This is a genomic window from Bacillus sp. AF23 (assembly GCF_020861455.1).
GTDB lineage: Bacteria > Bacillota > Bacilli > Bacillales > Bacillaceae > Bacillus > Bacillus halotolerans.
Genome location: NZ_JAJHVY010000015.1, coordinates 469,595 through 492,386 on the forward strand (window position 1 = coordinate 469,595; position 22,792 = coordinate 492,386).

The window sequence follows — 22,792 nt, forward strand, 5'->3', positions numbered from 1 at the left end:
TTGTTATTCATCTTTCGGATACTCAATTGTTTTGTAGCTGACGACTTTATTATTTACCATCACTTGATAGTACCCTTTTTGGCCAGGTTCAATCTTCAGTTCGATCGTCCGTTCTGCAGGCTCTTTAATCTTAAAATGTTCGTAAGTGTCAGAAATGCTGTGGTCCGCGTCGTCAATCGCGATTTGCACCTCCAGCTCGTCCCCTTCGTTTTCAGGCTCATATGGAATCTTGACTTTTTCTTTCACTGTTTTCGCCGGTTTTTTCTCAGGTCCGAGAGAAAATGTCACTTCGACCTCATTTCCCGGCTTTAGGGCCGTTCCCGCTGCCGGCTTTTGTTTGACAACCTGTCCTTCCGGAACGTCATCTGAGTACGCTTCTTTTTCCACCAGCTTGAGCCCGTTATCTTCCAGATATCCTGAGGCTGCTTCTTTACTGTATGTTTTTAAATCTCTGAGCGTAATATCTTCCGGCCCGATGCTGACTGTGAGCTTAACTTGATCTTCGTCCGGCACAAGTTCGGTCCCTGCTGACGGATTCTGGTCTATGACAGTGCCGGCGTCTTTCTCATCATTATTTACTTCATCCACCGTTACATTTTTAAAGCCCTGTTCCTTTAACACTTTTTTTGCCTTGTCGACTGATTGGTCCGTCACATCACCGATCTGCTTTTTTGCTTTACCTGTGCTCTTATAAAGCGTAACCGTTGCCCCTTCTTTAACAGTGGACTCGGCTTTAGGATCGGTTTTGACCATCAGGCCTTCTTCGATCTTCTCATCTGAGATTTCCAATACGTCTGAATCTACCTGCAAGCCTTCTTTTTCTAGAAGATCTGCCGCTTTCTCATATTCCATCCCTGCTACATCGGGTATTTTGACATCCTTAGGCATAAAAAGAGAAGGAAAAACAGTGACGGCGAGAACTCCTGCCGTGATAAAAATCAGGCATATGGTGAGCAAAATCCACGGCCATTTTTTTCTCTTTGCTTTTTTCTTCGTTTGGTTTTCTTGAGGAAATGTCATGTCAGCTTCGGTTTCATTAGAAGCTTTCGCAAGCTCTTCATCCTTAATAATCGGAATCGCTTTCGTCATTTCTTCATCATCTTGAATCGTAAATTTCTTTTCGTTGAGCCTGTCCGCGTCAAAAGCTGTTCGAATATCTTCTTCCATATCTTCAGCAGTTTCATAGCGATGAAAAGGATCTTTGGCGGTTGCCTTTAATATGATGTTTTCAACGCTTTGGGGTACTGAGGGATTCCACCTTTTCGCTGAAGGGGTTTCAGCCTGAAGATGCTTTAAGGCGATGCTGACAGCCGATTCTCCATCAAACGGGATTCGGCCGGTTAACAGCTCAAATAAAACAATCCCAAGCGCATAAATATCTGATTTTTTTGTGGTCAGACCGCCCCGCGCCTGTTCGGGGGATAAATAATGGACTGAGCCCAGCACAGAATTGGTGTGGGTGATTGTTGTCGAAGTCAGTGCAGTCGCAATTCCAAAATCCGTTACTTTGATATTGCCCATATGGTCGATCAAAATGTTATGCGGTTTAATATCCCTGTGGACAATATGATTTTGGTGGGCATGGGCAATGGCTGAGACAATTTGCTCCATGATGCTGAGCGCTTCTTTGGGATGAAGCGGCCCATTTGCTGTTATGTATTCTTTTAGCGTCATGCCCTCTACGTATTCCATGACAATATAGTAAATGTCATCTTCCTCGCCCAAATCATAAATGCTGACAATATTCGGGTGATCAAGACTTGATGCCGATTGGGCTTCTCTTCGGAAACGCCTGATAAACTCATTGTCATTCACATAGTCAAACCGCAGGATTTTGATTGCGACTTCACGATCAAGAATAATGTCCTCAGCTAAATAAACGTTGGCCATTCCCCCGCCGCCTATGGCACGGAGAATCTGGTAACGCCCGCTGATTCGCTTGCCGATTAGCACTGATCTTCACCCTCTTCAACATGTAAAGCAAGCTCAAGCAACACTGCTGTAATATTGTCTTCCCCGCCATTCTCATTGGCTTTGTCCACAAGCAGGTTTACTTTTTCCTGAGGAGCTGAATCGCTTTGCAGGATGTCTTTTAATTCAGTGACTTCCACTTTATTCGTCAGTCCATCAGAACATAAAAGGAGTTTATCTCCGGGTTCAATTTCGAAAGAACGTGCGTCAATACTGACAGATTGATCTGTTCCGAGCGCCTTCGTCAGCACATTTTTGCGCGGATGATGCTCAGCATCTTCTCTGGAGATTTCACCGGTGCGAACCAGTTCATTCACAAGAGAATGATCCTCTGTCACCTGAACGAAAAGATCGTCCTGAAGCAAATAGCATCTGCTGTCGCCTATATGAGCAACGGAAACCGTTTTGCCTGTAAAAAGAGCGCATACTATGGTTGTTCCCATGCCTTGGCATTCTTCGTGCGCTTGGGCATGATCGTAAATCTTGCTGTTTACCGCGAGAATCTGTTCAATGAGCCACTCTTCACACTCTGACGGCGCTGCAGGAATCGTATCTGCCTCATTCCATTTCTCTCCCATGGCTTTCACAGCCATCTTGCTTGCAACATCTCCAGCAAGATGGCCGCCCATGCCATCAGCGACAACCGCTAATACAAAATCGTCTTTCCCCTTAAAAATACCCGCATCATCTTCATTATGCTGGCGGATTTTCCCTGTATCTGTTTTTAAGGCTGTTAACAACCCTCATCACCTCGTCTCGTCTTGACGCTCCTTCGCGCGAAGCTGACCGCAGGCTGCGTCAATGTCATGGCCTTGCTCTCTTCGGATCGTGACATTTACTCCGCGGGATTTCAGCGTTTTCTCAAAAACAAAAATCTGCTCGCGCGGTGTGCGGACGTAATCCCGTTCAGGCACATAGTTTACCGGAATCAAATTCACGTGGCATTTTACGCCTTCCAGCAAGTCTGCAAGCTCTTCAGCGTGCTCGACCTGGTCATTTACGCCGCCGAACAGACCGTATTCAAAGCTGATCCGGCGTCCTGTTTTATTAATGTAATATTTAACGGCTTCCATTAAATCAGGCAGCTTGTACGCTCTGTTAATCGGCATCAAACGGCTTCTGATTTCTGTATTTGGCGCGTGCAGAGAAATCGCAAAGTTAATCTGCATTTGCTGATCAGCGAATTCGTAAATTTTCGGGATGATTCCGCTTGTAGAAACAGTAATATGGCGGGCACCGATATTTAGTCCCTTATCATGGTTAATGATTTTTAAGAAGGCAAGCATTTCGTTAAAGTTATCAAATGGTTCGCCAATTCCCATGATGACGACAGAGCTGACGCGTTCATCCGTTTCATCCAGCGCTTTTTGAACTTTCACCACTTGAGCGACAATTTCGCCCGCTTCAAGATTTCGTTTTAAGCCGCCGAGCGTTGATGCGCAGAATGTGCAGCCAATGCGGCAGCCGACTTGTGTCGTTACACATACAGAATTACCATACTCGTGTCTCATTAAAACGGTTTCGATTGTATAACCGTCGTGAAGCTCGAATAAAAACTTCATCGTACCATCTTGAGAAGTTTGTTTAACAGCTGTTTTCAGCGTCGTTAATACGAAATGAGTGTTTAATTTCTCACGCAGATCCTTTGACAGGTTTGTCATTTCGTCAAAAGAAGATACTCGTTTTTCGTAAAGCCATTCAAAAATCTGTGCCGCGCGGAACGGTTTCTCTCCGTTGTCTGTCAGCCATTGTTTGATTTCGTCTAATTCAAAAGAATAAATTGAAGGACGCTCTGTCCGCAATTCTTTTCTGCTCTTTGTTTTTTTAAGTTCTGTCATTGCTTATCCCTTCTTTCTCATGCTGCAAATAAAGAAACCATCTGTTCCGAAATAATGCGGAAGGATTTGAAGCCTCCCATCCCGAACAAAGGGTCTCGCCTTTTCGGGCAGCCGCTTTTCAAGAGACAAATCGGGTTCAAAATCAGGATGTTCTTGTATAAACGCATGGATAACTTCTTCATTTTCTGTCCGATCCATTGTACACGTACTGTAGACAAGAGTGCCACCTTTTTTTACTAATGGCGCAATTTCCCTTAAGATAGACAGCTGGATTTCAGCAAGCCGGGAGCTGTCATTTGGGGTTTTGGTGTATTTCATATCCGGCTTTCTTCTGATCACGCCAAAGCCTGAGCATGGAGCGTCAACCAAAATACGGTCAAACTGTTCACTTTTAAACGTTTCTCCCGCTTTTCTCGCGTCCATTGTTTTCGCATCAATAATGGAAAGGCCAAGCCGTTCTGCCGCTTCTTTGATCAGCTTCACCTTATGTTTGTGAAGGTCAAGCGATGTCACACTTCCCTTGTTCTCCATTAATTCAGCGATATGGGCTGACTTTCCGCCCGGCGCCGCGCACGCATCAAGCACCGTTTCACCTGGCTTAGGATCAAGGGCCCGGGCAACCAGCATGGAACTTTCATCCTGGATGGACACTTCACCGGTCTGGAAGAAGTGAGTTCCGGCGATTGTTCCCTTTACAAGCTTCACAGCATCCTCGGCGAGATCGCCTTTTTCTGCTTCGATTCCTTCAGCTGCCATTTGATCAAGTATTTCCGCTCTGTCTGTTTTCATTTGATTGATACGCAGCGTTTGCTTAGGCGGAATGAGATGAATGCGGCAAATCTTTTCAGCCGCATCAAATCCGTATGCGTCTGCCCACTCTTTCACGAGCCATTCAGGATGGCTGGTTTCTGTCGCAAGCCTGAGAACAGGATCTTCGATAGCGTCAAAGGAAGGGACTCCTTCACGCTGAATAGAGCGAAGCACGCCGTTGACAAATGAGGCAATGCCTTTATGCCCTCGGTTTTTAGCAATCTCTACCGCTTCATGGATGACTGCCCGGTCCGGGATTTTCTCTAAATATTCCATTTGATATAAGGACAGGCGGAGAAGCTGGATAACCCACGGCTTCACCTTTTGCGGCTTGTTGATAAACGGCTTGAGCATATAATCCAGCGCAATTTTGTTTTGCAATGTACCGTACACGAGTTCAGTCAAAAGCCCCCGGTCCTGATCGCTCAATTTATTGGATTTAATAACCGATTTCAGGAGCAGGTTACTGTATGACTGATTTTGTTCTAATTTGACCAGCGCCTCCAGCGCAATATCGCGAACGCTATTTGTTTTCATTGTGTACTCCTAACATATCACCTGTCTCAACATGGGCGCCACGGACAAAGTCTTCGCCTCGCATACGTTTTTTGCCGGCAGGCTGCAACTCTGTTAATAACAGTGCCGTATCGTTTCCTGTGGCGACGATAATTCCTTCTTTTTCGATAGCAATGACTGTGCCGGGCTCGGCTTTTGCCGGCGCCGCTGTTTTCTTGGCCGCCCACACTTTCAGGTTTTGTCCATTTAAAGTCGTATAGGCAACAGGCCATGGGTTTAAACCTCGAACTTGATTATAAAGCTCTTCTCCCGCTCTGGACCAGTCAATCAGCTCTTGTTCTCTTTTAATGTTTGGCGCATACGTCGCTTTCTCGTCATCCTGCTTTTCAGGTGATATGTCGCCGGCTATAACTTGAGGAACTGTTTCAGACAAAAGCTTCGCGCCAGCAACGCTTAATTTATCGTGCAGGGTTCCGACATTGTCGGTTTCTTCAATGTCTACTTCCACTTTTGAAATCATATCGCCTGCATCTAATTTTTCCACCATGTACATAATGGTAACTCCGGTTTTTTTCTTTCCTTGGAGAATGGAATAATGGATAGGAGCCCCGCCTCTCAGTTCAGGCAAAAGAGACGCATGGACATTAATGCATCCGTACTTAGGGCTGTCGAGAAGCTCTTTAGGCAGAATTTGCCCAAACGCTGCCGTCACAATAAGATCCGGTTTTAATGCCAGCACCTTTTCAATTTCTTCTTTCAGTCTGACTTTTTCAGGCTGAAGAACCGGGATACCGTGACGCAAAGCTTCTTCCTTCACAGGCGGAGGCGTGAGCACTTTTTTTCTGCCCTTCGGACGGTCCGGCTGCGTGACGACCCCCACTACTTCATATCCGTCATCTATCAGGGTTTTTAACACAGGAACTGAAAAATCGGGTGTTCCCATAAACACGATTCTCGTCATCAAATCATCCTTCCATATCCGCTAGTTCATCTTCTGTATAATATTTGCTTATTTTTGATGTGAACAGCACGCCGTCCAAGTGGTCCATTTCATGCTGCACGGCTCTCGCGAAAAAGCCTCTTGCTTCAAGAATAAACGGTTTTCCCTGACGGTTATACGCCCGCACTTTCACATAATCGGCACGTGTGACATCTCCGTAGACGCCGGGAAAACTCAAGCATCCTTCAACTCCGGTTTGCTCGCCGTTTTGTTCAAGAATTTCCGGATTCACAAGGTCAATTCTGCCGCTTTCTTCTCCGATATCAACAACAGCCGCTCTTTTTAAAATACCGATTTGCGGCGCTGCCAGTCCGACTCCATCCATTTCGAGCATGGTATCGTACATATCATCAAGCAGTTTTTTTATCTTTTTATCAAAAACAGTCACGGTTTCCGCGGGCGTTTCCAAAACCTCCGCGGGATGTGTGACGACCTTTTTTACTGCCAATTCATTACCCTCCAAGACGTGAGATCTTACATCATCATATAAGGATTCATATCAATTGAAATCATTACATGTTTTTGTTCAATTTCGCGTTTATAATGTTCCAGTATCTTCTTCAATAAAGCTGATATCTGGGTTTCCTGTTTGTATTTTATCACGCATTGATAGCGATATCTATCTTTGATCCTGGCGATCGGCGATGCGCTTGGACCGAGTATTTTCGTATCTGCCCCGCAGTTTGCTTTCAGAAAGTGTGCGATTTTCTCAGCCGTTACAGCCGCTTTTGCCACTTCCTCGTGAGAAACCGTCACAAGAGCCAAATAGTAATACGGCGGGTAGGATTGCTCCCTCCTGTACGCCATTTCTTGCTGATAAAACGTTTCATAATCATGCGTTTTCGTCAGCTGGATGCTGTAATGGGACGGTGTATACGTTTGAATGATGACATTGCCGGGTTTTTCATGTCTTCCCGCGCGGCCGCTGACTTGTGTTAGCAGCTGAAACGTTTTTTCGGCAGATCTGAAATCAGGAATGTGCAGTGTTGTGTCAGCGCTTAAGACTCCGACAAGTGTCACATTCGGAAAATCAAGCCCTTTCGCAATCATTTGCGTTCCAAGAAGAATATCTGCTTTGCCTTCTCCGAAAGCAGACAATAATTTTTCATGGGCACCTTTCCGAGAGGTCGTATCAACGTCCATCCGTATGACTCTTGCATGTGGCAGCACCTTTGTTAATTCTTCTTCCACTCTTTGTGTTCCCGTTCCGAAAAAACGGATATGATCGCTCCCGCATTCAGGACAAGTATGCGGAACAGGCTCTTCATGTCCGCAATAATGGCATTTCATCCTCTGGCCGGAACGGTGATACGTCATGGAAATGTCGCAGTGAGGGCATTGCGGGACATATCCGCAGTCCCTGCACATCACAAAGGAGGAATAGCCCCTTTTATTTAAAAACAGCACAGCCTGTTCACCCTTGGCAATGGTTTCTTCAAGCTTTTCCATCAATTCTATTGAAAACATAGAGCGATTGCCGTTTCTGAGCTCCTCTCTCATATCCACAAGCGAAACCTCAGGCATCACTTGGTGATTGACGCGGTGTTTCAGCGAAAGCAGCTCGTACACTCCTTTTTGCGCCCGTGCATATGACTCTAACGTCGGTGTAGCACTGCCTAACACAACCGGACAGCGGTGGTGCTCCGCCCGCTTGATCGCTACCTCTTTCGCATGGTAGCGCGGCATTTCCTCTTGTTTATAGGACGATTCATGCTCCTCATCGATGATAATCATCCCGAGATTTTCAAACGGGGCAAAAATAGCGGACCTCGCGCCTACGACAAGCCGTACTTCCTTGCGGTGGATTTTGCGCCACTCGTCATACTTTTCACCAGTGGATAACCCGCTGTGCATCACGGCTACCTGAGAGCCAAAACGCCCTTTAAATCGATGAACCATTTGCGGCGTTAACGATATTTCCGGTACAAGTACGATGGCTTCTTTTCCTTTCGCAAGCACTTTTTCAATCGACTGGAGATAAATTTCAGTTTTGCCGCTTCCCGTCACTCCGTGCAGGAGAAACACCTGATGTTCATTGTTGTCTAACGTCCGGCGTATCGGCTGAAAGGCCGCGCTCTGCTCGTCTGTCAGCGGCAGCGGTTCTGTTTTTTTGAACATTTTGTCCTGATAGGGGTCTCTGTAAACCTCTTCATAGGTTTCTTTCAGAAGCCCCTTTTGGATCAGGGTCTTGATGGTGGCCGAGCTTGCGTCTGTTTTTTTGCACAGGTCCGCAGCAGGTATTTTCGTGCCTTCCGGTTCCGTCATGAAAAAGTGCAGGATCGCCTGTTGTTTGGCCGCTTGTCGGGATAAACCCTCAGCCTGCTTGGAGAGCTCTTCTTTACCGGCATTGGCCTGAATATACCTGACCATTTTTTTGTTCGCTTTTTGCGCCACTTTATAAGTTACATCGATATGGCCTTTTTGAACCTGCTTCTGGATGATTTTCAGCGTATCGTGATCAGGTATATCGGAATACAGCAAGCTCTTTGTTTCAGAAAACAGCGGTTCTACCTGCGGCGGGATATCCGCACCTTCCGCAATCTTCAGCTCTTTTTCATATTTTGCCTTTAATGCGGCAGGCAGCATCGCTTGAAGCGCCGTAATCTTAAAAGACAGCGTTTTGTCTGACAGCCATGAAGACAAATGCATCAGCTCTTCTGTCAAAACAGGCGTAAGATCTAATAAATTCTCCACTTCTTTGACAGATTTACCTGAGAGATCAGACGTATCTTTGACAGCTGTCACAAACCCTTGAATTTTACGGGGGCCAAACGGAACAATGACCCTCATTCCCGTTTTGATCATACCTTTAAGATGGTCTGGGATTTTGTAATCAAACGGCCTGTCTATATTTTTGGTGCTGACATCAACGATGACTTCGGCAAAATTCATGAGTGCTCTCCGGTTTGTTTTAAGAGGGCTGCGACTTCTCCAAGAATGTCAAACGAAACATCGAGCTTAGACATCTTCGGCAGCTCGCGTTTGCGCCCGTCTTTGAAAAACAGCGTCACAATATTCGTATCAGCACCAAAACCGGCCCCTGCCGCTTTCACATCATTCGCCACAATCATGTCAAGATTTTTGGCAGAAAGCTTTTTGCGGGCGTAATGTTCCACATCTTGTGTCTCAGCAGCAAAACCGACTAACAGCTGATGCTGTTTTTTCTCGCCCAGTTCTTTTAAGATGTCGACCGTTCTTTTTAATTCAAGGGTCATTCCGCCGTCTTGCTTTTTCATTTTTTGGTCAAATACTGTTTTTGGCGTAAAATCGGCAACAGCAGCTGTTTTTATGACGACGTCGCTTCTCTCATACACAGAGAGCACCGCATCGCGCATGTCCGCAGCCGATTGGACAGAGATAAACTGAGAAAGCCCTTTAGGGACATCAAGAGAAACCGGCCCTGAGATCAAGGTCACGTTTGCACCAAGCCGCACCGCAGCCTCAGCTAATGCGTATCCCATTTTACCCGTCGATTTATTCGTGAAAAAACGCACAGGATCAACTGCCTCCCGTGTCGGGCCTGCTGTGATCACCACTTGTTTGCCTTCTAAAGGCGCGTCTTTTTCTTCTGCAAAATGCTTTTCCGCAAGCTCTACGATGTTTTCGGGTTCTTCCAATCTTCCTTTTCCAACGTAACCGCATGCTAAATAGCCCTCGCTCGGCTCAATAAAACGAAAACCATCCTGATAAAGGACAGAAATATTGCGTTTGACTGCCGGATGGTCATACATATGCACATTCATGGCGGGCGCAATCCATACCGGCGCTGTTGCCGCTAATAAGGTTGTTGTCAGCATATCATCAGCAATGCCGTTGGCCAGTTTTCCAATCACATTGGCCGTAGCCGGCGCAACAATAATCAGGTCGGCCCAGTCAGCTGCGTCTATATGAGAGATGACGCTTGGATTTTGTTCTTTAAATGTATCTGTATATACTTCATGGCGGCTCAATGCCTGAAATGTCAGCGGTGAAACGAACTGGCACGCAGATTCAGTCATAATGACTTTAACATTTGCCCCCGCCTGCACCAGCTTGCTTGTCAGCGCACAGGCTTTATAAACAGCGATGCCTCCGCTCACGCAAAGCAACACATTTCGATTGTTCAGCAATGACTTCTCCCCCTCTGCAATTTAAAACAGCACGGAAAAAAATAACAACCTACATGATATAGGTTGCTACTTGTGCTACTATTCGCGGTCTTCCTTTTCAAACGAAAGCAGGCCTGCATCAATTTCTTCTAAAGCTTTGCCTACATATTTGTGTGAAATCGTATGTTCAATCATCTGGTCTTTTTTGATTTGCATTTCACGCGCGCGTCTTGCAGAAACGGTTACGAGCGTGTATTTCGAATCCAATTTATTCATTAATGAGTCAATTGACGGATCTAACATCAGTTATTCAACCTCCAGCATTTTCTTATATCTTGGTGCAACGCGCTCACGCTTCAAATGTTCAGCGAGAACGATTGCTTTGATTTTGTCGCAAGCCGTTTCGACATTATCATTTTCTACGACGTAATCATATGCGTCCATCATTTCGATCTCAGCTTTTGCGGCTTTCATGCGATTTTCAATCAGAGCATCTGTTTCCGTTCCTCTTGTCACAATTCTGTTCTTCAGTTCAGAAAGACTCGGAGGCGCAAGGAAAATAAACAGACCTTCCGGGAAAGCATTTCTCACTTGAAGAGCGCCTTGAACTTCGATTTCTAAAAAGACGTCTTTTCCTTCTTGGAGCGTCTGTTCAACATAATCGACAGGAGTGCCGTAATAATTGCCGACATATTCTGCCCATTCAAGCAGTTTATTGTTTGCAATCATTTGCTCAAATTCTTCTCTCGTTTTGAAAAAATAATCGACTCCGTTCACTTCGCCCTCTCGCGGGTTTCTCGTTGTTACTGAAATCGAATACTCGAATTTTGTATCTTCTTGCGAAAAAATCGCTTGCCGAACCGTTCCTTTACCAACTCCTGAGGGACCTGAGAGAACGATTAATAAACCTCTTTCTTTCATGCGGCAATTATCCCTGCCCTTCATCCATAATTTCTTCTTTAACAGAAAGTCTGTGTGCAACTGTCTCAGGCTGGACGGCAGATAAGATAATGTGATCACTATCCATGACGACAACTGCACGGGTTCTTCGTCCGTATGTAGCGTCAATTAGCATTCCGCGGTCTCTTGCATCCTGGATCATCCGTTTGATTGGCGCAGACTCCGGGCTGACAATCGAAATCATCCGATTGGCGGAGATAATATTGCCAAATCCGATATTAATCAGTTTAATCGTCATCTTCTACGTTCCCCCTGTAAAATAGACGTCTCTAGTTTAGCCTAGCAAGTCCGTCTGTAAACAATACGCACAGTCACTATTCTATATTTTGCACTTGTTCTTTTATTTTTTCAATAGAACTTTTCATTTCGACGACAAGCTTTGTGATCTGGTGATCATTTGCTTTTGAACCGATTGTATTTGCTTCCCGATTCAGCTCCTGGACAAGAAAGTCGAGTTTGCGCCCGACAGCTCCGCCTTCAGCTAATATATCACGAAACTGAGCGAAGTGGCTCTTCAGCCTTGTAATCTCTTCTGTAATATCAGAGCGATCTGCAAAAATAGCGCATTCTGTAACAAGCCGGCTCTCATCCAACACGTCTTCGGTCCATTCTTTTATTCTGGCGTACAGCCGTTCCCTGTAACGAGACACCGCATCGGCTGCCAAAGATTCGGTCTTTTCGGCCAGCTCTTCAAGCTGGTCAATATGCATCAGACAGTCTTTAGCTAGAAGCAGCCCCTCTTTTTCGCGCATCTCACAGAGTCCTTTTACGGCTTCCTCTGCAGCAGCTGTTATTAACTCCTCAAGCTTTTCATTTTGTGTCTGCTCCTCATGAATCTGGACGACATGATCAAGCTTGAAGAAGTCCATGACATCAGGCTCTGCGGACAATTGATATCGCTTTTTCATATCCTCTGCAGCTGCGACAAACTCATCGAGAAGCGGCCAATCAATGTCAAGCCTTCTCTCTACAAGCATATCACTGTCAACGGAGACGAAAAGCTCAATTCTTCCGCGCTGTATGTACTGCAGAATCGTCTGTTTCAGCTTATCTTCTAAATATAGCAAAGGCCTTGGCAAACGAGCGTTCACTTCTTTAAACCTGTAATTCACAGATTTAAGTTCAACGCTTACAGAGAGATCATCTTGTGTTTTGCTTGCACTGCCGAAGCCTGTCATACTTCGTATCATAAATAAAACACCCAATTTCTTCCCTGTTCTCAAAATAAAAGGGCAATAGACATGCTATTACCCCTAAGATTATATCATATGAATTTATTTTTTTCTTGTCAAAAGTGACCCCGCCAGCAAAAAAGTAGGGATGGCCGACATGCCGATGACCAGCATCCAGTCTCCCGGCGTGATGGCAACCGTATGGAAAATCGGCTGAAGCGGCGGATAGTAAATGACCACCAGCATCAGTAAAATCGATGACAATACAGCGCCGATCAGATACAAGTTTTCAAACGGATTTCTGGAAAAAACGGACGTTTCGCTCCGGCAGTCAAATACGTGAATGAGCTGAGCCAGCACCAACGTCGCAAACGCAATTGTCTGCGCATAAGACAAATTCTCAGGATTGCGGTGATACACGATGATAAAAGCCAAAATCGTGGCAGCACCGATTAAAAAACCTCTGGAGACCACCTTCCATCCAAGCTTGCGGGCAAACACCCCTTCTTTCGGGTGACGCGGCTTCCGCTTCATCACGTCTCCTTCCGGCTGATCCATGCCGAGCGCCATCGCCGGCAATCCGTCTGTCACCAAGTTGACCCACAAAATCTGAATCGGCACGAGCGGCAAAGGAAGGGCAAGCAGCATGGCGAAAAGCATGACCAGAATTTCTCCTACGTTAGAAGCCAGCAGGTATCGGATAAATTTTCTAATATTTTCATAGATATTTCTGCCTTCTTTAATCGCTGATTTAATGGTTGCAAAATTATCATCTACGAGAATGAGGGATGATGCTTCCTTCGCCACATCCGTTCCTGTAATACCCATGGCAACGCCGATATCAGCCTGTTTGATAGCCGGCGCGTCATTGACGCCGTCTCCTGTCATTGCAACGATATGTCCGTTTTCCTGATACGCTTTAACAATTTTCAATTTATGCTCAGGAGAAACGCGGGCAAACACATACACATCCTCCACTACGTCAGAAAGCTCTTCTTGCGAAAGCTCATTCAGCATCTGGCCGTCCATGATTTTTCCGCTTTTCGGGAGGAGGCGCAAATCTTTCGCTATAGCTTTTGCTGTCTCAACATGATCCCCTGTAATCATGACCGTCTTAATTCCCGCTTCACGGCATTCTTTAATCGCCTGTCTGACTTCAGGGCGCGGCGGATCTATGATGCCTGAAAGGCCAAGCATTGTCAGATCTTTTTCCGCCTGCTCCATTGACGGTGTTTCCCCTGCTTTTACCGGTCTATAGGCAACCGCAATCGTTCGGAGCGCCTGGGAAGCCAATTGCCGTAATACTGCCTCTGTTTCTGCTTTTCTCTCATTTGAGAAAGGAGCGGCAGAGCCGTCATAATAAATACGGGCGGACCGCTGCATCAGTACATCCGGCGCGCCTTTCGTAATGATATAGCGCTTTCTGTCCTGATCCTCTACAATGACAGTCATCATTTTTCGGGCTGAATCAAATGGAAACTCCTCAACCACCCGGTAATGGGATTCCACAAACTCCTTTGAAAAGCCGCCTTTTCTTGCCGCGGTGAGCAGCGCTCCCTCTGTCGGATCTCCGTCAAGCACATAGTCACCGTTTCTATTCTCAATATTCGAGTTGTTACAAAGCGCTCCGAACAACAGCATTTGCTCCAGAGGCTTATGCTCATTCACACTGACCTCTTTATCGTTCAGTGTGAAGCCTCCTTTCGGATCGTAGCCCGTGCCCGATACTCTCCACGTTTTTCCTCCGGACCATACATGTGTGACCGTCATTTTGTTTTGCGTCATTGTTCCTGTTTTGTCTGAACAAATAATAGAGGCACACCCAAGCGTCTCAACCGCCGGAAGCTTTCTCACGATTGATTTTTGCTTGATCATACGCTGTACACCTAATGACAGCGCTACTGTCACAATGGCTGGCAGCCCTTCTGGAATGGCGGCTACCGCTAGCGAAACACCGGCTAAAAACATACTGTACAGATCGTGTCCCTGGATCACGCCGACAGCGACAACAAGTACAGTGAGCAGTAAAGCGACAACAATTAAAATTTTCCCGAGCTGCTCGAGCCTTCTTTGCAGCGGGGTTGACAGAGTTCCCGCCGATTCAAGCATGTCAGCGATTTTCCCCATAGCCGTGTTCATTCCTGTACCGACGACAACACCGACACCGCTGCCGCGGGTGACGATGGTTCCCATAAAGGCCATATTCGTAATATCCCCCAGCGACACATCGGGTTTTTTCAATTTATCCGCATGTTTCACAACCGGGATTGACTCTCCGGTTAACGCTGATTCTTCAATTTCCAGGCTTTTCGCTTCGACAATGCGGACATCTGCCCCAATCCGGTCGCCGCTTGTAAACTTCACAATGTCGCCCGGCACCAGTTCTTTCGAAGGGATCTTTGTCCAGCTTCCTTCCCTGAGTGCCATCACATGAGGAGTTGACAGCTCTTTTAATGCCTGGAGAGATTGCTCTGCACGCCTTTCTTGAAAGAAACCGAGTATGCCATTCACAAACACAATCGCAATAATCGCAACCGCATCTACATATTCACCAAGAAAACCTGAGATTAACGTTGCCGCCAGAAGCACAAGCACCATAAAATCTTTAAACTGCGCGAAAAACAAGAGAAGCGCTGATGTTTTTTTCCCTTCTTGCAGCTCGTTTGGCCCATGCTTGTCGAGGCGTTTTTTCACCTCTTTTTCAGTTAATCCTTGTTTCATGGACGTATTTGTTGCCTCTAATAAGTCTGTTTGTCCCATTTCATGAAACTTCATTCCGCTCGTCCACTCCCCTGCTCTCTTATAGAGATATCACTCTATAAGCATGCTTATTCTGACTCGTCCCATTTCATGCTATAATTATCGAATGCAGGAAGAATGAGAGGGTGTATTATATATGTCGTTTGATGGCATGTTTACATACGGAATGACACACGAACTGAACGAGCGAATAATGGGCGGACGGATCACGAAAGTCCATCAGCCTTATAAGCACGATGTGATTTTTCACATCCGCGCCAATGGAAAAAACCAAAAGCTTTTATTATCGGCACACCCAAGCTATTCACGGGTGCATATCACGGCACAAACGTATGAAAACCCGAGTGAACCGCCGATGTTTTGCATGCTGCTAAGAAAGCATATTGAAGGCGGATTTATTGAAAAAATTGAACAGGCGGGCCTTGACCGCATTATGATTTTTCATATTAAAAGCCGTAATGAAATCGGCGATGAAACGCATCGAAAGCTTTATGTCGAAATTATGGGCCGCCACAGCAATATCATTCTGACGGACGGAGAGGAAAATGCGATCATCGACGGGCTGAAGCATTTATCACCGTCAATGAACAGCTATCGCACCGTACTGCCGGGCTACGATTATAAACTTCCGCCGGCCCAGGACAAAATCTCACCGCTAGAAGCGACTGAAGATGACATGTTGCGTCATCTCAGTTTTCAAGAAGGACGGCTAGATAAACAAATTGTTGACCATTTTTCCGGTGTTTCTCCGCTCTTCGCAAAAGAAGCTGTCCACAGAGCGGGCCTTGCCAACAAAGTGACACTGCCAAAAGCGTTGCTGGAGCTCTTTGCAGAGGTAAGGGAGCACCGTTTCAACCCTAACATTACGACTGTTAACGGGAAGGAATATTTTTATCTGCTGGAGCTGACTCACCTTAAAGGAGAAGCACGCCGCTTCGATTCATTAAGTGAGCTGCTGGACCGTTTTTATTTCGGAAAAGCTGAGCGGGACCGGGTTAAACAGCAGGCTCAGGATCTTGAGCGGTTCGTTGTGAATGAGCGGAAAAAGAACGCCAACAAAATCAAAAAACTGGAAAAAACACTGGAGTATTCGGAAAACGCTAAGGAATTCCAGCTTTACGGGGAGTTGCTGACCGCAAATTTATATATGATGAAAAAAGGCGACAAGCAGGCTGAAGTCATCAACTACTATGATGAGGAAAATCCGACAATCGCCATCCCGCTGAATCCGAACAAGACGCCTTCAGAGAATGCACAGGCCTATTTCACTAAATATCAGAAGGCGAAAAACTCAGTTGCCGTTGTCGAAGAACAAATCAGGCTGGCTCAGCAAGAAATTGAATACTTCGACCAATTGATCCAGCAGCTGTCTTCCGCTTCTCCGCGCGATATCAGTGAAATCAGAGAAGAGCTTGTGGAGGGGAAATATTTACGTCCTAAGCAGCAAAAAGGGCAGAAAAAACAAAAACAGAACAACCCTGTGTTAGAAACATACGAATCCTCTTCCGGCCACACTATTTTAGTCGGCAAAAACAACCGTCAAAACGAGTATTTAACGACCAAAGCAGCTGCCAGAGACGACATATGGCTTCATACGAAGGATATCCCGGGCTCCCATGTTGTCATCAGGAGCAGCGAGCCGGATGAACAAACAATTATTGAAGCCGCCACAATTGCAGCTTATTTTTCAAAAGCAAAAGATTCAAGTTCTGTGCCTGTTGATTATACAAAAATCAGGCACGTCAAAAAGCCGAACGGCGCAAAGCCCGGATTCGTGACTTATGACAGCCAGCATACCGTCTTTGTCACGCCTGATGCGGATACTGTCATCAGACTGAAAAAAAGCTGATTTATATAAAGAAAAGCCAGAGCAGCAACTGCTCTGGCTTATTTATTTCTTCTGATCTGATAAAGCCTGTCTACTTCGCTGACAAAGTCGCCGTCAATGAGCATGTCCACTTTTTCAGCAAGTTCCTTCGTATGCTTTGGACTGGCTCCGTTTGTCGAAACAGAAACCGTAACATGCCCTCTTTTTACGATTTTCGGCATGTACACATTGCCCAGCTCAGCGTCACTGGCACAGTTGACAAGCTGGGAAGGCGATGCATTTTGAGCGATCTCTTTATTCACAGCGGCGTCATCCGTCGCGGCAATAATCAAAAAAGCGTCGAGATAATCCTCTTTCTCAATCTTCCGGCTCAGCCACTTGATTTGGCGATTGTCTGCCATCTGCCTGATTTCCGGTTCCGCAACCGGACTGACAAGCGTAATATCCGCTCCATCAGAAAGCACTGTTTTTAACCTTCTGAGCGCAATACTGCCGCCCCCTGCGATCACAACCTTTTTCTTCTGCAAACTAATGTGAAGCGGGAGCATATGAGCCTCCGTCAAAATTAAATTGCCCCTCATGGTTGTCAGCAGTTTCTTTTACACGATTTAAAAATGCCTTTTTCACATGCGGGTGGAAACCGATATAGGAAGAGAGGTAGACATTTGGATTTTTGGCCTTCAATTTCCAGACCTCACGTTCAATCTCATTCATCAGCATCCCGGTAAACAGCAAATACGGAACAATAAAGGTCGTCACGCCGTCATCTTTTTTCAGCTCAGAAAAAACATCTTTGTAATTGGGACCGCATGCTGTCATAAAACATGGAATCACTTCCTTGACGGGCATGATGTTTTGGAGCAATCCGGCAATGCCGGTTACGTCTCTTTTTACATCTGGGTCTGAGCTTCCCCTGCCGATGAGCACAACCCTCGCGTTTTCGTACGGAACGCCTATGTCTTTAACACGATGATAGACAGCTTTGACAACTTCTTCGTCAATCCCAATTGGACTTCCGTATGAGATATGGATTGAAGGATACCGGGACGCGGCACGGGCAATTTCTTCCGGAATATCCTGTTTTGCATGAGCAGCCGTTAAAAGAAGCAGAGGCACCACTGCGATATGAGTGGCGCCTTGCTTCACACATGCTTCAAACCCTGTCTCAATTGCCGGCTCCTGCAGCTCTAAAAAACTGATTTCCTGAACAGGCGCAGAGATGTGCGCTTTGCATCCTTCCAAAAATGCAGCGGCCTCTTGCTGAGCCTTTTTTACCCGGCTGCCGTGGCCGACATATAAAATCGCTTGTTTCATTTACAACGCCTCGCTTAAATCTTGTTTTTTCAGCTCAGATTCAAACCATTCCAGCTTATAGTGATAATTTACAACATTTCCAACAACAATTAAACTCGGATTTTTAATGTCTTCTTTTTTCACCGTTTCTGAAAGGGTGTCAACTGTACAAAAAACAGATTTTTGCTTGTCCGTTGTTCCCCAATGAATAAACGCTGCCGGAGTAGAACCGTCCCGGCCGTTTTCCAGGAGTTTTTTTTCGATCTGCTGCACATTTTTAATGCCCATATAGATGACAAGTGTATCAATCCCTGTGGCCAGCGCTTTCCACTTTTCCTCAAAATCCTCTTCTTTTTTATAATGCCCCGTTACAAAAGCCACGTTAGAGCCCGCGTCCCGATGAGTGACAGGAATCCCGGCATAAGCAGCCGCCGCGATTCCCGATGTGATACCGGGGACAATTTCAAACGGAATGCCATTTTCAGAAAGGCATTCCGCTTCTTCCCCTCCTCTGCCGAACACAAATGGGTCTCCGCCTTTCAATCTGACAACGGTTTTCCCTTTTTGCGCATACTTCACAAGAAACCGATTGATGGTTTCCTGCTTCATTGTATGAAAATCTGGAAGCTTCCCGCAGTAGATCAGGTCCGCCTGCTCCTTGGCATATTGCAAAATCTCTTTATTTACTAATCTGTCATATAGGATTACATCAGCTTTTTCAATGGCTTTCAGCGCTTTAATTGTCAGCAGATCAGGATCTCCGGGACCCGCTCCTACAATATATACTTTCCCCATCGTCTTTCCCCCGATCTATTCGAGTTCTTCCAGAACGTTCGCTGTGATGTTATTCTTGTTTGCATTTTCGGCATCTGAGAAGAACACAGCTGAGCGGCGTTTAGCTCAGTTGCTGCTTTACAAACTCGATCAGCTGATTTTTGCACTCTTCACGATCATATTGTCCTGAGTCAAGGACGAGCTCAGGAGCTTCCGGTTCTTCATAAGGAGAATCAATGCCTGTGAAGAACGGAATTTCTCCGTTTCTTGCTTTTTTGTAGAGCCCTTTTGGATCTCTTTGTTCACAAATATCGAGGTCGCATTTAATATAAACTTCATTAAATTCGCCTGCTTCCACAAGCTGGCGGACCTGGTCTCTGTCCTCACGGAAAGGAGAGATAAAAGCAGTAATGACAATGGTGCCCTGCTGCACAAAAAGTTTCGCTACCTCTCCGATTCGGCGGATGTTTTCTTTTCGGTCTTTATCAGAAAAACCGAGATCTTTATTTAAACCGTGGCGAATGTTGTCACCATCCAGCACAATAACTTGGTAGCCTAGCTCAAAAAGTTCTCTCGCAGCAGCATTGGCAATGGTTGATTTGCCTGATCCGCTTAAGCCCGTCAGCCAGAGAATGGAGCTTTTATGCTTGTTTTTTTGCTGATACTCTTCTTTTGTAATAGAGGCTTCATGCCATACGATATCGCGATTTGTCACTGCCAGTCCCCCTTAAGAAACGCCTGCTTCTTCTTTTTTCTTCATGCCTTTGATTAACACCTCTACAACTTCTGCGCGGCTGAATTCTGCAGGCGGCAGTACACCGTCTCTCAGCATCCCTCTCACCTTGGTGCCTGATAAAATCACGTGATGCTCTCGGCCGTGAGGGCACGTTTTCGCTGTTCCCATATTTCCGCATTTTTCGCAGAAGAAGCTGTGCTCAAATTTCAGCGGTGTAATGCCGAGTTCTTCAGGTTTAAATGTGTCAAACAGCTCCTGGGCTTCGTACGTGCCGTAATAATCACCGACACCGGCGTGATCGCGGCCGACAATGAAATGCGTGCAGCCGTAGTTTTTTCTGACAAGCGCATGGAAAATCGCTTCTCTCGGACCGGCATAACGCATTGCAGCCAAGAAAACGCCAAGGAAAACTCGCTCTTTCGGGTAATAGTTGTCAAGAAGCACTTGATAGCTTTCCATACGGACATCAGCGGGGATGTCATCAGATTTTGTTTCGCCGACAAGCGGGTTTAAAAACAAACCGTCCACTGTCTCAAGAGCCGTTTTTTGAATATATTCATGCGCTCTGTGAACAGGATTTCTCGTTTGGAAACCGACAATTGTTTCCCAGCCTTTTTCTGCAAACTGGCGTCTTGTTTCCGTCGGTTCAAATGTAAACTCAGGGAATTGTTTGGAAGCTTTTTTAATCAGTGTGATCGGACCGCCGACATATGTATCACCGCGGCTGAACAGCTTTTTTACACCCGGATGAGCCTGATCATCCGTTTTATACACGTTAACAGCTTCTTTTTGTTTGTCAGGCACGTATAAGTCTTCGATTTGGATAACGCCGTATGTTTCTCCGTCATACGTTAATTTTACTGTTTCGCCGACTGACAGTTCGGCTGCTTTTTGTGCATCTACCGGCAGCGTGATCGGAATAGACCATACAACACCGGAAGCAAGACGCATGTTTTCAACAACAGATACGTAATCTTTCTCATTTAAGAAGCCTTCGATCGGGCTGTATCCGCCGATTCCGATCAATTCCAGGTCAGCAAAAGAAATCAAATCAAGTTCAATTTCTTTCTGAATGCCGCTTACCTCATACGACTCATTTACTCGGTTTACCAGTTTTCCTCCATGTGGTGCTAAGCTCATAATATTCATTTCCTCCTAGTTAACAGATAAAATAACTCAGATTAATAGTTAGATTCCCCCGCCTTGATCGTGGACAGAGCGTCTCTCTTTACGAATGGCTTTTGTCAGGCTGACGGCACCGCCTGCCGCTAAAAGCACACTTACCATGATAAAGATTGAATAATAATCCGCCTTTAAAAACATAGATACAAGCAGATAGGAGATGGATAAAGATAAAAACGGCGACACGATCCATACTTTCAGCATCGTTTGCACGACCTGTTTATGAAATACGTTTGGTCCGTTTTTCGCCATGCCTATTCCGATAATAGACGATGACGTTACTTGCGCCAAGGGCACCGGCATTCCAAATATAGAACTGATGATCACCAGCCCTGCTCCTGTTCCGGATAGGAGAATGCCTTCCCCTTTTGAAAACCGCGTGATTTTCTTCCCGTTTGTTTCTAACACCCTGCGGCCTAAGATCAGTGCGCCCAGGGCTACAAAAACTCCCCCATACAGGGTTCCTTTCGCTACATCCAGTACGCCGGCAGCCACTAACGGTCCAACAGCATTCGCTACATTGTTCATGCCCGCAGAGAATGCTTCAAAAAAACCAGCGCATAGCAAAAGGATGCCAAGGATGTTTTGTTTACGGGTAGACGTAATTTCGATCTTAAAATAACGAAACAGCTTTGCTACAAAAAATGTAAAACCAAAAGCGAACAGCGGAACGAAAATCCAAAATGAAACAATAATCAGAAGATTGTTTACAAACAATACTTTGTACGCAACGCCCACACCGACAACCGCCCCGACCGTGACTTCACTTGTCGATAAAGGAATGCCGAGCAGATTAGCTGTAAAAAGCGACAGTGCAGCAGCCCCGATAATGATGCAAACAATCGTCAGCGTGATCGTCTGTTCCGGGATAATCCCAGAGCTGATGGTTTTCACAACTTCGCCCCCGCCAATGACAGCCCCGGCCAGAACACCAACAGCACATATGATCAAAGCGTAGGTTTTCTTTTTGATGGCCCCAGAGCCGTAAGCAACTCCCATTGAAGCTGCAGCGCCGCTTGCGCCAATATTCACTGCGAAAAACAAGCTAAATAAAATAGCGGCTAATTCCATTTTGCAGCTCCTTATTCATGCAGTCCGCATTCTGTTTTCGCCATACCGTTCCATCTGCCTGAGCGCAAGTCCTCTGCGGTAAATGCAGGTGACGTACAAGGCGCGCAGCCGATACTTGGATACCCTTGATCGTGGAGCGGATTGTAGTCCAGCTCATTCCGAGAGGTGTATCTCCAAATGTCTTTCCAAGTCCAATGGATAAGCGGGCAAACTTTTACTGATTTGAATTTCTCATCTTTGTTTAAGAAATTCGTATTGGCACGGCTTGGCCCTTGGTCGCGGCGCAGGCCGGAAAGCCATGCCGGGTGGCCGGAAAGCGCCTCTCTTAAAGGAACGATCTTTCTGAGATAGCAGCATTGATTCGGCTCTCTTTCCCACAGTTTATCACCATGTTCTTCCGCCTGTTCCTCAAGAGTAAGGTTCGGTTTCTTCAGGATGATATTGAGGCCGGGATAGCGCTCTTTCACGCGTTCTATCGTTTCATAGGTTTCTTTAAAATGAAGCCCTGTATCGAGAAATACAATCTCTGCGTCTTTTTTCACTTTATAGATTAAGTCAATCAGAACGATTCCTTCAATTCCGAAACTGCAGGCATAAACAAGCTGATTGCCGTAATGGCCGTAAGCCCATTTTAAAACTGACAGCGCCCCTTTATAAGGATCGTCCTCCGGAAATGTAATCGTTGGTTCTTCCCAATTATCGTACGTTAACATTTCTTCTTTCCTCCTTTCGGAGACAAACAAACAGTAGCTTTCTGCCGGTTGTCTTTCCCAATTGTAATGTGATGCGGCTG

The 22,792-nt window shown here is 45.9% G+C and carries 21 protein-coding genes; 1 reads left to right on the forward strand and 20 read right to left on the reverse strand.

Annotated elements, in window-relative coordinates; translation table 11 throughout:
- Window positions 1-3 precede the first annotated feature (3 nt).
- From pknB to LNN34_RS07680, 13 genes are all read right to left on the reverse strand, one after another.
- A complete protein-coding gene (pknB, locus tag LNN34_RS07620) occupies window positions 4-1,953 on the reverse strand; it encodes a Stk1 family PASTA domain-containing Ser/Thr kinase (RefSeq protein WP_229043058.1) in 1,950 nt (649 codons plus the stop codon).
- On the reverse strand, window positions 1,947-2,711 hold the full coding sequence (gene prpC / locus LNN34_RS07625) for a protein-serine/threonine phosphatase PrpC (RefSeq protein WP_044155932.1): 765 nt from the start codon (window positions 2,709-2,711) through the stop codon (window positions 1,947-1,949). Before prpC ends, pknB begins: the two co-directional genes overlap by 7 nt.
- Before the next feature lie 6 nt (window positions 2,712-2,717).
- Window positions 2,718-3,809, reverse strand: a complete 1,092-nt coding sequence (gene rlmN / locus LNN34_RS07630; protein ID WP_229043059.1) for a 23S rRNA (adenine(2503)-C(2))-methyltransferase RlmN — start codon at window positions 3,807-3,809, stop codon at window positions 2,718-2,720.
- Window positions 3,810-3,812: 3 nt separating this feature from the next.
- Complete coding sequence (gene rsmB / locus LNN34_RS07635; protein WP_059352894.1) at window positions 3,813-5,156, reverse strand: 16S rRNA (cytosine(967)-C(5))-methyltransferase RsmB; 1,344 nt, start codon at window positions 5,154-5,156, stop codon at window positions 3,813-3,815.
- The gene (gene fmt, locus LNN34_RS07640) at window positions 5,143-6,096 is read right to left on the reverse strand and encodes a methionyl-tRNA formyltransferase (protein WP_059292801.1); all 954 of its coding nucleotides are present in this window, start codon (window positions 6,094-6,096) and stop codon (window positions 5,143-5,145) included. The genes rsmB and fmt overlap by 14 nt, the downstream gene beginning before the upstream one ends.
- Before the next feature lie 4 nt (window positions 6,097-6,100).
- The gene (gene def / locus LNN34_RS07645; RefSeq protein ID WP_215510551.1) at window positions 6,101-6,583 is read right to left on the reverse strand and encodes a peptide deformylase; all 483 of its coding nucleotides are present in this window, start codon (window positions 6,581-6,583) and stop codon (window positions 6,101-6,103) included.
- Window positions 6,584-6,609: 26 nt separating this feature from the next.
- Entirely contained in the window at window positions 6,610-9,027 is a 2,418-nt protein-coding gene (priA, locus tag LNN34_RS07650; protein ID WP_229043060.1) for a primosomal protein N', read from the reverse strand.
- The gene (coaBC, locus tag LNN34_RS07655) at window positions 9,024-10,244 is read right to left on the reverse strand and encodes a bifunctional phosphopantothenoylcysteine decarboxylase/phosphopantothenate--cysteine ligase CoaBC (RefSeq protein WP_215510553.1); all 1,221 of its coding nucleotides are present in this window, start codon (window positions 10,242-10,244) and stop codon (window positions 9,024-9,026) included. Before coaBC ends, priA begins: the two co-directional genes overlap by 4 nt.
- A gap of 78 nt (window positions 10,245-10,322) precedes the next feature.
- Window positions 10,323-10,526 carry a DNA-directed RNA polymerase subunit omega gene (gene rpoZ, locus LNN34_RS07660; RefSeq protein WP_003221520.1) on the reverse strand — a complete coding sequence of 68 codons (204 nt, stop codon included), beginning with the start codon at window positions 10,524-10,526 and terminating at the stop codon, window positions 10,323-10,325.
- Window positions 10,527-10,529: 3 nt separating this feature from the next.
- Window positions 10,530-11,144 carry a guanylate kinase gene (gmk, locus tag LNN34_RS07665; protein ID WP_024121355.1) on the reverse strand — a complete coding sequence of 205 codons (615 nt, stop codon included), beginning with the start codon at window positions 11,142-11,144 and terminating at the stop codon, window positions 10,530-10,532.
- Between the two features lie 7 nt (window positions 11,145-11,151).
- On the reverse strand, window positions 11,152-11,421 hold the full coding sequence (gene remA, locus LNN34_RS07670) for an extracellular matrix/biofilm regulator RemA (RefSeq protein WP_003154355.1): 270 nt from the start codon (window positions 11,419-11,421) through the stop codon (window positions 11,152-11,154).
- 76 nt (window positions 11,422-11,497) lie between these two features.
- On the reverse strand, window positions 11,498-12,373 hold the full coding sequence (locus tag LNN34_RS07675; RefSeq protein WP_024121354.1) for a YicC/YloC family endoribonuclease: 876 nt from the start codon (window positions 12,371-12,373) through the stop codon (window positions 11,498-11,500).
- Between the two features lie 84 nt (window positions 12,374-12,457).
- The gene (locus tag LNN34_RS07680) at window positions 12,458-15,130 is read right to left on the reverse strand and encodes a calcium-translocating P-type ATPase, SERCA-type (RefSeq protein WP_044155940.1); all 2,673 of its coding nucleotides are present in this window, start codon (window positions 15,128-15,130) and stop codon (window positions 12,458-12,460) included.
- A gap of 121 nt (window positions 15,131-15,251) precedes the next feature.
- On the opposite strand from LNN34_RS07680, the gene rqcH reads away from it, so the two are divergent.
- Complete coding sequence (gene rqcH / locus LNN34_RS07685) at window positions 15,252-16,964, forward strand: tRNA modification protein RqcH (RefSeq protein WP_044155941.1); 1,713 nt, start codon at window positions 15,252-15,254, stop codon at window positions 16,962-16,964.
- Between the two features lie 38 nt (window positions 16,965-17,002).
- Here the strand turns inward: rqcH and sirC are convergent, their stop codons facing one another.
- The 7 genes from sirC to LNN34_RS07720 form a co-directional block, all read right to left on the reverse strand.
- A complete protein-coding gene (gene sirC, locus LNN34_RS07690; protein WP_059335812.1) occupies window positions 17,003-17,491 on the reverse strand; it encodes a precorrin-2 dehydrogenase in 489 nt (162 codons plus the stop codon).
- Window positions 17,472-18,257, reverse strand: coding sequence for a sirohydrochlorin chelatase (sirB, locus tag LNN34_RS07695; RefSeq protein ID WP_059352890.1), 786 nt, complete (start codon window positions 18,255-18,257; stop codon window positions 17,472-17,474). Before sirB ends, sirC begins: the two co-directional genes overlap by 20 nt.
- On the reverse strand, window positions 18,258-19,031 hold the full coding sequence (gene cobA, locus LNN34_RS07700; RefSeq protein WP_044155945.1) for a uroporphyrinogen-III C-methyltransferase: 774 nt from the start codon (window positions 19,029-19,031) through the stop codon (window positions 18,258-18,260). It abuts the gene before it with no gap.
- A gap of 100 nt (window positions 19,032-19,131) precedes the next feature.
- Window positions 19,132-19,725, reverse strand: a complete 594-nt coding sequence (cysC, locus tag LNN34_RS07705; RefSeq protein ID WP_059292808.1) for an adenylyl-sulfate kinase — start codon at window positions 19,723-19,725, stop codon at window positions 19,132-19,134.
- A 12-nt stretch (window positions 19,726-19,737) separates the two neighbouring features.
- On the reverse strand, window positions 19,738-20,886 hold the full coding sequence (gene sat / locus LNN34_RS07710) for a sulfate adenylyltransferase (protein WP_044155947.1): 1,149 nt from the start codon (window positions 20,884-20,886) through the stop codon (window positions 19,738-19,740).
- A gap of 48 nt (window positions 20,887-20,934) precedes the next feature.
- On the reverse strand, window positions 20,935-21,999 hold the full coding sequence (gene cysP / locus LNN34_RS07715) for a sulfate permease (protein WP_106294721.1): 1,065 nt from the start codon (window positions 21,997-21,999) through the stop codon (window positions 20,935-20,937).
- A gap of 11 nt (window positions 22,000-22,010) precedes the next feature.
- Window positions 22,011-22,712 (reverse strand): phosphoadenylyl-sulfate reductase, encoded by a 702-nt coding sequence (locus tag LNN34_RS07720; RefSeq protein WP_024121347.1) that lies wholly within the window; start codon window positions 22,710-22,712, stop codon window positions 22,011-22,013.
- Between the last annotated feature and the right edge of the window lie 80 nt (window positions 22,713-22,792).